General features: G+C 35.9%; 12 protein-coding genes and 1 pseudogene. All 13 read right to left on the bottom strand.

Annotation, left to right across the window (positions count from 1 at the left end):
- Window positions 1-173 precede the first annotated feature (173 nt).
- Window positions 174-2,234, bottom strand: coding sequence for a copper-translocating P-type ATPase (locus ACN0QX_RS13875; RefSeq protein WP_246901738.1), 2,061 nt, complete (start codon window positions 2,232-2,234; stop codon window positions 174-176).
- Between the two features lies 1 nt (window position 2,235).
- Window positions 2,236-2,787: an AAA family ATPase gene (locus tag ACN0QX_RS13880; RefSeq protein ID WP_246901737.1), complete on the bottom strand. Its 552-nt coding sequence runs from the start codon at window positions 2,785-2,787 to the stop codon at window positions 2,236-2,238.
- Between the two features lie 6 nt (window positions 2,788-2,793).
- Window positions 2,794-3,633 carry an ATP cone domain-containing protein gene (locus tag ACN0QX_RS13885; protein ID WP_246901736.1) on the bottom strand — a complete coding sequence of 280 codons (840 nt, stop codon included), beginning with the start codon at window positions 3,631-3,633 and terminating at the stop codon, window positions 2,794-2,796.
- A 1-nt stretch (window position 3,634) separates the two neighbouring features.
- Entirely contained in the window at window positions 3,635-4,468 is an 834-nt protein-coding gene (locus tag ACN0QX_RS13890; protein WP_246901735.1) for a universal stress protein, read from the bottom strand.
- A gap of 1 nt (window position 4,469) precedes the next feature.
- Window positions 4,470-4,742 carry a DUF5676 family membrane protein gene (locus ACN0QX_RS13895; protein WP_246901734.1) on the bottom strand — a complete coding sequence of 91 codons (273 nt, stop codon included), beginning with the start codon at window positions 4,740-4,742 and terminating at the stop codon, window positions 4,470-4,472.
- A gap of 194 nt (window positions 4,743-4,936) precedes the next feature.
- Window positions 4,937-5,671 (bottom strand): heavy-metal-associated domain-containing protein, encoded by a 735-nt coding sequence (locus ACN0QX_RS13900; protein WP_246901733.1) that lies wholly within the window; start codon window positions 5,669-5,671, stop codon window positions 4,937-4,939.
- Between the two features lie 77 nt (window positions 5,672-5,748).
- Window positions 5,749-6,306, bottom strand: coding sequence for a helix-turn-helix domain-containing protein (locus tag ACN0QX_RS13905; protein ID WP_246901732.1), 558 nt, complete (start codon window positions 6,304-6,306; stop codon window positions 5,749-5,751).
- Between the two features lie 70 nt (window positions 6,307-6,376).
- On the bottom strand, window positions 6,377-6,832 hold the full coding sequence (locus tag ACN0QX_RS13910) for a heme-binding domain-containing protein (RefSeq protein WP_246901731.1): 456 nt from the start codon (window positions 6,830-6,832) through the stop codon (window positions 6,377-6,379).
- Complete coding sequence (locus ACN0QX_RS13915) at window positions 6,833-7,447, bottom strand: DUF3347 domain-containing protein (protein ID WP_388020757.1); 615 nt, start codon at window positions 7,445-7,447, stop codon at window positions 6,833-6,835.
- A 28-nt stretch (window positions 7,448-7,475) separates the two neighbouring features.
- Window positions 7,476-8,693: a TolC family protein gene (locus tag ACN0QX_RS13920; protein WP_246901729.1), complete on the bottom strand. Its 1,218-nt coding sequence runs from the start codon at window positions 8,691-8,693 to the stop codon at window positions 7,476-7,478.
- Window positions 8,690-12,397, bottom strand: a complete 3,708-nt coding sequence (locus tag ACN0QX_RS13925; RefSeq protein ID WP_246901728.1) for an efflux RND transporter permease subunit — start codon at window positions 12,395-12,397, stop codon at window positions 8,690-8,692. The genes ACN0QX_RS13920 and ACN0QX_RS13925 overlap by 4 nt, the downstream gene beginning before the upstream one ends.
- A 107-nt stretch (window positions 12,398-12,504) precedes the next feature.
- Window positions 12,505-12,918 (bottom strand): HYC_CC_PP family protein, encoded by a 414-nt coding sequence (locus tag ACN0QX_RS13930; protein WP_417197815.1) that lies wholly within the window; start codon window positions 12,916-12,918, stop codon window positions 12,505-12,507.
- A 157-nt stretch (window positions 12,919-13,075) separates the two neighbouring features.
- Window positions 13,076-13,210, bottom strand: a pseudogene (locus ACN0QX_RS13935) (recombinase); the annotation flags it as partial.

The raw sequence follows: 13,210 nt of genomic DNA on the forward strand, positions 1-13,210 counted from the left end.
ATCACCAATCATTGCCATCGTTTCGGTATGAGGACTTAAAGGCTTCTTTTTTGATTGTTCAACTTTTTCAGTTGAAACATTATGATTGTGCTTTTGTTCTTCAGAAGTTGTCTTTTCGTTTTTGCAACTCACTATTAGAAGTGCTATTGCAATTAATAAGGTTAGTTTTTTCATTATGTCGTTTTTGTCTTAAGGTTTCCTTTTAATAATTGTGCATTTATAGCACAGATTATAGTACTGATACTCATTAGTGCAGCTCCAAATGCTGGGCTTATCATAAGTCCAGGAATGAACCCCGTTGCTAAGGGCAAAGCCACAATATTGTAACCTGTTGCCCAAACCAGATTCTGAACCATTTTGCGATAGGTGGCCTTACCAAATAATATCAAGTTGGCAATGTCTTTTGGGTTGCTGTCCACTAGTACTATATCCGCAGTTTCGGCCGCTACATCTGTTCCTGAACCAATGGCAATACCTACATCTGCCTGTGCTAAAGCAGGTGCATCGTTTACACCGTCACCTGTCATTGCCACAAATTCGTCCATTGCTTGCAATTCTATTATTTTGTCTTGTTTCTGGTCTGGTAATACTTCAGCCATATAATCATCAAGTCCTAATTTATCAGCTACATCTTTTGCTACTCTCTCATTATCGCCAGTAAGTAAAGACACTTTTATATTGTTTTTTTGGAGGATTTTGATAGCTTCATAAGAACTCTCCCTGATTTCATCTGCGAAGGTTACAAAGCCTATCACTTCATCATCTACTATGGTAAAGATTTTGGTTTCAATGCCCTCGTATTTATCTTCAGCAACACTCTTGTTCAATTGTTCCATTAGCACATAACCACCTGCCTGTACTTTCTTCCCATTGACCGTTCCACTAACACCAACGCCTGCGTTGTACTTGAAATCGGTTACAGAAGGAATCTTAATATTTTCTTCTTTTGCCTTTCTTCTTAAACCTTTGGAAATATGATGTTCGGAAGGGCTTTCAACAGCCGTCGCATACTTTAAGAGTTCTGTTTTATCGTAGTCAGATGATAATGGAACAATACGTACTACTTCGTGTGAACCCTTGGTAAGTGTTCCAGTTTTGTCGAATACTATGGTCGATATTTTGCGAGATGCTTCAAAAGCTGTTCTATTACGAATCAATAATCCATTTTTTGCCGAAATACTAGTAGATATAGCAGCTACTAGAGGTACAGCCAGACCTAAAGCGTGTGGACAACAGATAACCATAACAGTTACCATACGTTCTAAGGCAAATGATACTGTTTCTCCTAAAGCCAACCACGTAAAGAATGTACCAAAACCTAATACTAATGCAATTACAGTAAGCCATTTTGCAGCTACGTCTGCTAAACGTTGTGTTTTAGACTTTTGCTTTTGAGCCGTCTGAACCATATTTATCACTTTGGATAAATAGGTTTCCTCTCCAATACCTTTTACTTTTACTTTAATGACCCCATTGCCATTAATAGCACCACCAATTACTTCTTCATCAACACTTTTGCTTACAGGCTTACTTTCACCAGTAAGCATACTTTCATTAAGGTCACTTTTTCCGTCTACAATTATTCCATCAGCTGGTACTTTTTCTCCTGGTTTGATAAGGATGATATCTCCTTCGTTTAGTTCGCTTATTTTTACTTTTCGAGTTTGGCTACCATCTACCAAATTAGCTTCATTAGGCATTAATGCTGCCAATGCTTCTAAGGCTTTACTTGCACCCAAAATAGAACGCATTTCTAGCCAATGACCAATTAGCATTACGTCAATAAGTGTTGCTAATTCCCAAAAAAAAGTTTTGCCCTCGAACCCAAAAATGACCGCAACACTATAAAAATATGCTGCCGAAATTGCTACGGCAATAAGTGTCATCATTCCTGCTGACTTCTTCTTTAACTCACTCACCAAACCTTTTAAAAATGGCCATCCACCGTAGAAGTAAACAATACTCGATAAAGCGAACAGTACATAATTACTGCCTGTGAAATTCCAGTCCACTCCTAACCAATTCTGTATCATTGGCGATAATAGAAGAATCGGTATCGTCAAAATTGTGGACACCCAAAATCTTCGCTTAAAATCTTCTATCATCATTTTGTGATGGTCGTGTCCCATTTCTCCGTGAGCAGGATTATGACCAGAATGGTCCATTTTACTATGGTCCATTTCTACTTTCTCCTTGGAATGGTTTTCGTGGTTATGGTGTTCGTGATGTTCCATTTTAATTGTTTTTAATGCTGTTCAATATAAAATTCACTCGTTTCAATGGTGGTAATACAGGGACGTGTACTACTGGAAACGGTAATGATTCATACACTTCAGTTATAAGATTGTGTATTTGATTTTGGTCGTTTTCACTTTCCAATCGAGCATAGTCGTTGATTAAAGGCAGTTTGTCTAGAACAAAAACCTTTTTGTAATTCACTTTACGCATTGCTTCTTTTAAAATTTCGTCAACTTCTAATTTTAAAAACCGATAGTACGCCAATGCATCAGGGATTGCCCTGTCCAAAAAAACTAAATCTTTAGGGTTTATCGATGCTTCCTGCTCGATTTGCATATCTAAAACACCAAGTTGAAACTCTCGTTTATTGCTTCGCAATTCTTCAACAGTCTGTCCCTTTACACGCATTGTATCTATATAATGCCTTGCGTGTTCAATGGTGGTTTCATATCCTCGTTCGGCAAGCATATTGATAGTGGTAGTTTTGCCAGTACTTGGACCGCCAGTAATAACACACCAATTTGTTTTTATGATTTTATTGCTTTTCATTTTGTTTTAATGGTTACATAATTCATTAGCTTCTTTAAGAATGTTTTTCTTTTTGGATGATGCCATACCCAAATCATCCAATAGTTTTGGATTATCGCAAACCTCTCTACAAAGCACAATGCCTTTGTTTAGTATCTTTTGTTTTTCCTGCTTACTTAAGGAAGGTAAAGCCGTAATCGGGTACAATCTTGAACCATCAATTTTACTTTTAAGGCTGTTTTTTTCGGGATAATCCCAACTTACTAATCCAAGCCCTGAACATTCGCCAAATTGTATAGCATCGGTTGAGAACCTTGTATTGGTATAAACCCAGCCTTTATGAAATTTTAGTGAATGGTCATTTTGCTTTAACCATTGAGTTTCTAAATCCTTAAACCTGGACTGTATGTAAAGAGGTATTTTTACATTGCAATTTCTACCTTGGTCGCTATGGAACTTACATTCCACTAAATAATGTTCGTTAGCTTTCAAAGCAGCTACATCTACTTCGTGGGTTACACAATGACCTTGCATAACGACACCTACATCTGTATTGAAGCCTTCATATTCGAGGATTTTACCAATATATTTCTCAAAAGGATAGCCAGTTGGACCAAATTCCATAATGGCTTTTTTGAGTTTGTATCTAGCAGAACCTGATTTTGATTTGCGTTTCAACATCTTATAAGCTATTTCATAAATCCGTTTGGTTGTCATTCCTTCAGTTAATTGCTCCTGAACTTCTTGGGCGATTTCTTGCACAAGTTTTTCACTTGCTTTGGAATGCCTTAAAGAGCGTTTTAGCTTTTCGATATTGAATGCTTGAACCTCGCCTGAATACTTTATGATATTGATTGCTTTTTCCATTTTAAAGATGTACTGTCATTACAGGTTTTTTTGAATGATTAGTAACACTCTCAGCAATACTCTTTGAAAAGACACTTGCAAATCCTTTTCTACTATGGGTATACATTGCTATTAAATCCACATTATTTGAACCTTCAAATTTTTCAATACCACCTAATACGGTAGATTCATTATAGACGTGCATTGCATAGTTTTCCAATTTTGGGAAGTGCGTTAAAAACTCTTTGATGGGTTGCAATCCATTTTCAACACTATTAAAATCTGATGTGGTGTTAATGTTCAACAAATGGATTTTGGCATTACACTTTTTGGCTATGCTTTTTAACTCAATAAAGGCATTGGATATATCTTCCTTAAAATCAGACACAAATACGATATCCTTAAAAGGAAAGGCTACTGTATCTTCTTTTACAACCAAAATTGGTACTCTTGCTTTCCGAATGATTTTTTGGGCATTGCTTCCTAACAATTTCTTTAAAAACCCATTTTGTATGCCTTTACTTCCGGTAATAATGAAATCGTGATTAAAGTTGTGAGAATGGGCTACAATTGCATCTTCGTCAGTAATAAATTCTAAAAACGTCCTTGACTTTAAACCTTTACCTTCAGCTTCTTTGTCCAAAGCCCTCAATTTACTTTTAGCTATGCCAATTGCTGCAAGGGTATCAGGGTAGTTTTGCTCCTGGGTCTTGGTTAATTTTGTCCAGTTAACTACTGTACTTATTTGATGCAAAAAATGGATTTCTGCATTAAAAAGTGCCGCCATTTCTATAGCCAATTCTGCTGCTTTATTGCAGTTATCTGAAAAATCCGTGGGTACTAATATATTTTTCATCTTATTTCTTTATTTGCCAATTATAAAGCGATGCAATACAGGCACCGATTAACCAACCCAAAATGAACGTTTGAACAATTCCTAGACAAGCTTCCCAAAGTGGAATATCCATCCTAATTACAGTCGATACATCCAGTCCGTGCAGTAGGCTATTGAAGAATTTTACAGACCCTTCACGGCCAACCGTAAACATTACCACCATACAACCCAAATAGAGCAATGCTCCAGTTAGGCCTGTGGCCAATCCTAATTTTTTGATGTTGATTGTTTTCATAATTGTGGTTTATTGTTGTTTTCTTTATCGTGATTATGCTTGTGATGCGGCATTAACAGATGACATCCGAACATTAGAATTATAAAAATGAACAAGGAAACGTTTTCGCCCATTCCTATACTTGGTGCAATAAAAATGAGTAGCAACGGAAGTACACAACCTAATATCATCCAAAGTGTATGTGATTTCATCTTTTATATAATTTGGGTTAACATTACAATCGCCATCACAATCATAATGGCATTTTCTATAAATGTGGCTTCAGTCATTGGCAATTTTAGCGCCGTTCCGAGACAAGCACAACGAATTGATTTTTTATCCAGAAGCGTTTTAGTAACACCAATCGTTGTAATACTTAATATTATAAGTGTGGCTATAAGAGCAATTTCAATTTCAAAACGCATTAAGAACATCAGCCCGAGAACAGTTTCGATGAATGGATATATCCAGCCATATATTGAAACCCGTTTTGCCAATGGGTCATACATTCTGAAGGATTCTGGGAAATTCTTTAAATCGAGCATCTTGAAGAAACTGAACACTATGAAAAACAAACCCATAAAATCCAGCATTACGGCATTACCATCCCAATTCTTATAATGCAACAAAATACTCGCAGTTGCAATGTAAAAAAGGATGAGCAACAAGGGCTGTAATTGTTGCAGTTTTGATTTTTGCTCAGTGGCATCCAAGGATTGGGATGTCATCTGAAAAACGTTTTTGTTATCCTTTTCTGAAAGAGTATATTTTTCAGGTAACGCTTTTTTAAGGGCTTCCGTAGCAACGTGGCTACTCATTGTAACTTCAGCTTCGGCTTTTTCAAGGTTAACAGAAACGTTGGTAACGTTGTCCACATTACCCAAATATTTTTCTACGGATGCTTTACAGCCTCCGCAGGTCATTCCTGTTATGTTATATGTATGTGTCATTGTTCATTTTTTTTAATGATTATTACACAAAATTAATTTCTGCAACGCACCTTCATTTGTACAATTCTGGATAATCCTTACACAATTTGGTCTATGGATTTTCTGTTCCATTTTTGTAGATTTTTAAATGTCGTCATTGACATTCCTGTTACATTTTTAAACTGTCTTGCCAAATGGCTACTATTATTGTAATTCAAGCTGTAGGCTATTTCAGAAAAATTTAATTGCCTCAACTGTATCAGTTCTTTTACCTTTTCAATCTTTAAATTGATTTCATATTTTTCAATCGTTACACCTTCAGTTTTGCTGAACAGTTTGCTTAAAGCCGAATAAGAATTATTAAACCTTTTGGTCAAAAAAGATGAAAGGTTTGCATTGTCCTGATTTTCGATTTTTTTTATGAGCGCAATTTTTATTTCCTCTATCAATATTTCTGTTTCATCCTTTATGATTTCAAAACCGTGTTTGCTCAGCACTTTTTCTAATTCTAATGTTTGGATGCCTGTCTTTTTGTTTAGAACAATTTGTCCAAGCTCAACCGTTTTTATGTCACAACCCAATGCTTCCAACTCCCGTAATACAGTTGATTTGCATCTGTCACATACCATATTCTTTATGTTAAGGGTTTGTTTCATAATACTTTTTATAGTGCCTGAAATGGGAAGGGCTATTAACCAACCAGTATTTCCTTCCCATATCAGGGCTTTATTTTAATTTTTCTTTTAGGTTCTTCATATAATCAATAATCAAGGTCTTTTCAGAATTGGACAACTTAGCATCCTTGTGAATCAAGGTGTAAGATGCTAGTGGCATCTCATCATCTTTAACCTGACTAATTATTGACTTTAGTTTGCTGTTTTTTCTTCGGTTGGAATACGCATCCCATTCATTGAAATTCAATTCTTCCTTTCCTTCATTAATATGGTCTTCTAAAAACCAAGCAACAGGTTGTACCTTATTATACCAAGGGTATTCTGTGTTATTACTATGACAATCATAGCAGGACTCTTGTAATAGTGCGCTTATGCTTTCTTGGGTGTTGTTTACCAACAAGAAGTCAGTTTTTGGCACAGTATCACTTTGATTGAGGTCTGTGGGCACAAACTGAATACCCACAAATCCAGCCAATAAAATCAGTGCTATGATTTTTACAATTTTCATTTAGTTAATTTCTCGCTGTACTTTACCACATTTCAACATCTGGCTTCCATAATATGGGTTGCGTACTTCTTCCTTTGTACTCAACCAAGCTGTACCGCCATCATACATTGGGCAAAATTGTTCGTATATTTTCACTTGTGTTCCCGTGATAGCTATCATATCAGTAACATCCTTGCTCAAAACTTTAAAATGCTCGCGTTGGTGTTTAATATCACTTTCACTGATATGTTCCGCGTGCTCGATAGCATCTTCCATAATGTCCTTTAATTCTGATTGCTGGGCATCCGTATATTTTGAAATGTCAAGCTTTCCTAATGATGTTGCGAGGGTTGCACCCAATTCTTTAGCTTTGGCATTATCATCTGCCACCAAGGCATCCTTTAAGTTGAAATAGTCATTTAATATTGTTTGAGAATTTCCATCTCCGTTCATTGCCATTTCCTTTTTATCCACATCGTGGTGACCATCGGAATTATCGTGGTTCATTTTTGAATGGTCTTCCTCAGTACTCATTTCAGAATTGGTACTGTTTTCTGTTTTCGCATCTTTACAAGACATAGCCGATATGCTTATAAATGCCATTACCATAATTGTTGTTAATCTTACTTTTTTCATTGTTATTAATTTTAAATTATACTTGTTTTTAGTTACTTAAGTAATTGATTATTGTTGTTTGAACATAGAAGGTTTTCACCGATTCTATTTGGTTCATTTGGAACTTTAATTGTAGTTCCTGAATGTCCAGAACATCGTTAAAATCAATTGTTCCAGTTTCATAGCTTTTGATTAAAATTTCTTCAGCATCATTGGCTTGCTCCAAATTCTTCAATTGAGTCTCATTGCTTATTCTTGCTGAGATTCTATCGTTTACGGCTTTATCTAATACAGTTTCCAATTTGTTCAATCGTTCTTGTTTCTGTGCAGTTATTTCCTGCTGTTTAAACTCATTCTGCTTGGTTTGAGATTTGTATTTTTTGTTGAAAATTGGAATTGATACTGATACCATTGGCATTACAATGTCTTTTCCGTTATCACTAAAATTCATATTAGGTCGCTTGTCAACGTTGACATAATCCAAACCAAAACCAATCATAGGAAGGCTTTCTTTTTGATTCAATAATTCTGACTGCTCAACAGATTGGTAGAGTTTGTCATATTTTATCAATTCTGGATGCAGGGATAAGTTTTCTGTATTTATCAAAGTGGTTTCAGAAGGAATGGTTAATTCTTGAACTACATTCACAGCAATATCCTTATCACGGTTCAAAAGTTTATTGAGAGCCGTTTGTTCTGCCAAATATTGTTGAGCTAATACTTCCTTTAATTGTTCCAACTCATTTTGACGCATTTGTAATCGCAATACGTCCACAGCTGAAGCTTTGCCAACTTCTACAGAAGTCAATGCCAAAGTCTCATAGGTTTCGAGCAATTCAATATTTTGCACTAATACCTTTTGCTTTGCTTTGTTCGCATACAAATTGTAGTAGGATTGCGATACGGTAGCGATTAATTTTCTTTTGGCAATAACAATGTCCTCATATTTGGCATCGGCCAATGAGTTCACATAGTTTTCCCTAGCAGTTATCGAACCAAACCAGGGTAACATTTGTTTTGCTGATACTTTAAAGCGTTGAGCCCCTGTTCTTGTCTCCGGTTCACTAACAAAGTATCCAACTCCAAATTCAGTATTTGGAATCGTGTTTACTTCATTTACTTTTTCAGAAACAATACTATATTGCAATTCAAATTTTTGAATTTCGGGACTGTTTTTCAATGCCTCCTCAATGAGAGTTTCCAATTGTTGGGCATTTGAAAAACCAAATGTTAAAAGCCCAATCGCTATTAAAATTATTTTCTTCATTTCGCTATTTTTTTAAGTTGTACTTCTTGTTTCCAACTATATAGAACAGGAACAACAAATAATGTGATTAGAGCGATGACCATACCTCCAAAACTTGGTATTGCCATAGGAATCATAATATCACTTCCTCGACCAGTTGATGTTAAAATTGGCAATAATGCCAATATGGTGGTAGCTGTGGTCATCAGGCAAGGACGAATACGTTTTTCTCCAGCTTCAACAACAGATGCTCTTATTTCCTGTTTTGTTTCAGGTGTATTTCTATCAAAGGTTTGGGTTAAATAGGTTGCCATAACCACACCATCATCTGTTGCTATACCAAATAAGGCGATGAAACCAACCCAAACAGCAACACTTAAATTAATCGTATGCATTTGAAATAGGTCTCGTAAATTCTCTCCGAAAAAATTGAAGTTTAAAAACCAATCTTGTCCATACAACCAAATCATTACAAAACCTCCTGCAAACGCTACGGCAATTCCTGTAAAAACCATTAATGAAGTGGCTACCGAACGGAACTGGAAATATAAAATCAAGAAGATAATGAGTAAGGCTAAAGGTACTACCACGGATAATGTTGCCTCTGCCCGTAATTGATTTTCATACGTACCCGTGAATTGGTAATTAATACCTTTAGGTACAATTAATTCCCCAGAATCTATCTTTTCTTGAATTAGAGCTTGGGCATTTTCAACCACATTAACTTCTGCAAAACCATCTAATTTGTCGAACAGTACGTAGCCCACTAAAAAGGTGTCTTCACTTTTTATGACTTGCGGACCTTGTTCGTATCGAATGGATGCCAATTCGCTCAATGGAACGGGGCTTCCTTTTTCGACAGGTACGTAAATTTGTTTTAAATCGTTCGGGTTGGCTCGCAATTCTCTTGGGTAGCGTACACGAACTCCATATCGTTCACGACCTTCAACCGTTTGCGTTAACACCATTCCGCCTACAGCAACTTTCAGCACATTTTGAACATCATCTATAGATATACCATAACGAGCCAGTTTTTCCCTATGTATATCAATTAATAAATAAGGTTTTCCAACTATCCTGTCTGCAAAAACAGCTTCGACTTTAACGCCTTCAGCTTGCTTTAAAATATCTTCTAATTGAATTCCAAAAGCTTCAATTTGCTTTAAATCTTGCCCTTTTACTTTAATTCCCATAGGAGCACGCATTCCTGTTTGAAGCATTACCAATCGGGTTTCAATCGGTTGCAATTTAGGTGCTGAAGTTACACCTGGTAGCTTGGTTACTTTTACTATTTCTTTCCATATATCGTCAGGAGAATTTATTTCTGGTCGCCAGTTTCGGTAGAATTCGCCATTGCTATCTTCGATTAATTGTGAGCTGTCGAATGTACTGAAAGCAACGTTTTCAGAATTATTAGGATTTGCAATAAATCGTCCGTCCTTCAATTCAAATAATCCATCATCATTTACTTTATAGCGTTGACGATTTCCTTCTTCATTCAATGCATATTCTGGTTTGTACTGAATAACATTTTCATACATTGATAAAGGAGCAGGGTCTAAAGCTGATTCTGTTCTACCTGACTTACCAACAACGGTTTTGATTTCTGGAATACTGGCTACAGCCATATCCAACTGTTGTAAAATTCGTTTGTTTTCTTCAACTCCTGCGTGGGGCATAGAAGTTGGCATCAGTAGGAATGAACCCTCATTTAGTGATGGCATAAATTCTTTTCCTGTATTTTTCATAATGGAAAAACCAGCTACGACGATAAGGGTTGGAATAGATAGGAATAGTAATTTATTAGCTAAAGCCCATCTTAAGATTCGTGTGTAATAGTTTCTAAATACAGTGAATGCTCCTAATAACCCAAAACAAATAAGTCCAACAAAAATGAGATTCCAAAAAATGCTTCTATCTACACCTAGTGGTCGCCAATATTCTGCTAAAAGAAAAACTATTGCTAATGCAGAAACTCCAATATTTAAAAGATTGGCTCGTTTTTCTGTTATTTTATCCTGCATTTTTAGTAGGGTAGTAACTCCAAATGCAATTAGAATTAGTCCTAGCCAATAACCAAAGATTATTGCAACAATACCGAGAGCTACCAAAAGACCATTGATTATATAACCAGATGTCTTTTTTATACTCTTTTTTCTAAATAAGAACGCCGCAAATGGTGGAATTAGAAACAACGCCACAATGATGGATGCCGTTAAAGCAAATGTTTTTGTAAATGCCAACGGTCTAAATAATTTTCCTTCCGCACCAATCATTGTAAATACAGGAATAAAACTAATAATAGTGGTCATTACTGCTGTTACAATTGCTCCAGATACTTCGGCAGTAGCATTATAAACTACTGTGTTTATTGGTGCTTTTTCATTATTTTCATCCAAGTGCCTTATAATATTTTCGGAGAGTATAACACCAACATCTACCATTGTGCCAATTGCTATAGCAATACCTGATAATGCAACAATGTTCGCATCAACTCCAAAGAGTTTCATCGCAATAAATACCATTAGAACTGCTACAGGTAGAAGCCCGGATATTAGAACCGAAGCACGAAGATTAAATACCATAATAATGATTACCAAAATGGTAATTAGTATTTCTAAAGTCAGTGCTTCGTTAAGTGTTCCAAGTGTTTCTTGTATAAGTTCTGTTCTATCATAAAAAGGTACAATGGTTACTTGCGAGGTTCTTCCATCACTCAATACTTTCGACGGTAATCCAGGACTTAATTCATTTATTTTTTCTTTAACATTATTAATGACTTCCATCGGATTTGCACCATATCGAGCTACTACAACTGCTCCTACAACTTCCGCACCTTCTTTGTCTAATATTCCTCTACGAGTTGCTGGACCTAAAGACACTTTACCAATATCTTTTATTTTAATTGCTGTGTAATCTTCTGATGTGACGACGGCATTTTCTATATCAGCAATAGACTTGACATAACCCAAGCCACGTACCAAGTATTCGGCCTTATTTATTTCTAAGGTCTGAGCACCAATATCTTTATTACTTTCTTTTACGGCTTTTACAACGTGATGTAAGCCAATATTATATTGACGCATCAATTCTGGATTAACATCTACTTGGTATTCCTGAACATAACCACCGATAGATGCTACTTCTGACACGCCACTTGCGGACGACAAAGCATATTTTACGTAGTAGTCTTGAATGCTTCTTAATTCGTGTAAATCCCATCCACCAGTAACTTTTCCATTTTCGTCACGACCTTCTAGTGTGTACCAAAATATTTGTCCCAAGCCCGTTGCATCTGGCCCCAAAGCTGGGTTAACTCCCTCTGGAAGTAATCCACTCGGCAATGAATTTAGCTTTTCGAGAATACGGCTACGACTCCAATAGAACTCTATATCCTCTTCAAAGATGATATAGATGCTCGAAAACCCGAACATTGACGAGCTACGGATGGTTTTCACTCCTGGGATACCTAGAAGCGATGTTGTTAATGGGTACGTTATTTGGTCCTCTATATCCTGTGGAGAACGACCATCCCATTTAGTAAAAACGATTTGCTGATTTTCACCAATATCGGGTATGGCATCCACAGCTACAGGATTGGATGGTAAAAAACCAGTATCCCAATTAAAAGGTGCATTTACTATTCCCCATCCTATGAATAGAACGAGTAGTAATACTGCAACAAGTTTGTTTTCTATTAGAAATTTTATGCTTTTGTTTAGCATTAGCTTGATAATTAAACAATTAGACAATGGCGTTAAGAAAACACCGAATACAAAGGATTATCCTAATGGAAAACATCCACTGGATAAAAAAGTCTATTGCTTAAAAATCAAATTAAATATGTCTCGTCTAGCTTGTAGATTTGCCTGACAACGAGAGGAGGCCTATATTCTTCGTAGGAGACAACCTTTTTATCTAAACTTTCAAAAAGGTTGATATAAGTGTAAACAAATGAAGCAACAAATAATTGTTGGTCAAAAGATAGTGTGTCAAAAGATATGTTTAATTCATCTTGACCATCAACTATCAACTGTTCGTCAGAACAACAATCTTTTACCTTAACAGAACATCCTTCAGTTGAAGGGTTTTCCATTTCCATACCGCAACCTTTTGCTTTGTGGAATATGGCAGTTTCAACTAAATTATCTCCACAATAATGAATATCAACAGTAAATGACATTGTAGAAAAAAGCATTACAATAGCCATCAAAAAGGATGATATTTTATGAAAAATTTGCTTCATTGATAATGCAAAGGTATAAAATTTTAACAATTTTTATTGGGATTAACAATATTTTAATTTTGCAAATGAACTTTTGAACGAACCATTAATTATCATTAAACAGGCACTTTAGCTAGGGTTGTCAGCTCAAAAAATATAATTATATAATGGAGTGAAATTAAAAATTGACCACACTATCCAAAGCGTCATCGGCATCTTTGTGAATAAAGTTGGCTTGATAGTTAATGGTAGTTTTTAAATCTGTATGACGATACAACTTTTGAAGCATTAATGGATGAATATTGTCCGCGGC

This window comes from Bizionia sp. (genome assembly GCF_048259285.1).
GTDB classification, from domain to species: domain Bacteria; phylum Bacteroidota; class Bacteroidia; order Flavobacteriales; family Flavobacteriaceae; genus Algorimicrobium; species Algorimicrobium hallyeonense.

Coding starts and splice junctions, on each gene's coding strand:
- ACN0QX_RS13930 (WP_417197815.1), bottom strand. CDS start 12,918: ATGAAGCAAATTTTTCATAAAATATCATCCTTTTTGATGGCTATTGTA.
- ACN0QX_RS13880 (WP_246901737.1), bottom strand. CDS start 2,787: ATGAAAAGCAATAAAATCATAAAAACAAATTGGTGTGTTATTACTGGC.
- ACN0QX_RS13905 (WP_246901732.1), bottom strand. CDS start 6,306: ATGAAACAAACCCTTAACATAAAGAATATGGTATGTGACAGATGCAAA.
- ACN0QX_RS13900 (WP_246901733.1), bottom strand. CDS start 5,671: ATGACACATACATATAACATAACAGGAATGACCTGCGGAGGCTGTAAA.
- ACN0QX_RS13910 (WP_246901731.1), bottom strand. CDS start 6,832: ATGAAAATTGTAAAAATCATAGCACTGATTTTATTGGCTGGATTTGTG.
- ACN0QX_RS13925 (WP_246901728.1), bottom strand. CDS start 12,397: ATGCTAAACAAAAGCATAAAATTTCTAATAGAAAACAAACTTGTTGCA.
- ACN0QX_RS13890 (WP_246901735.1), bottom strand. CDS start 4,468: ATGAAAAATATATTAGTACCCACGGATTTTTCAGATAACTGCAATAAA.
- ACN0QX_RS13915 (WP_388020757.1), bottom strand. CDS start 7,447: ATGAAAAAAGTAAGATTAACAACAATTATGGTAATGGCATTTATAAGC.
- ACN0QX_RS13875 (WP_246901738.1), bottom strand. CDS start 2,234: ATGGAACATCACGAACACCATAACCACGAAAACCATTCCAAGGAGAAA.
- ACN0QX_RS13895 (WP_246901734.1), bottom strand. CDS start 4,742: ATGAAAACAATCAACATCAAAAAATTAGGATTGGCCACAGGCCTAACT.
- ACN0QX_RS13885 (WP_246901736.1), bottom strand. CDS start 3,633: ATGGAAAAAGCAATCAATATCATAAAGTATTCAGGCGAGGTTCAAGCA.
- ACN0QX_RS13920 (WP_246901729.1), bottom strand. CDS start 8,693: ATGAAGAAAATAATTTTAATAGCGATTGGGCTTTTAACATTTGGTTTT.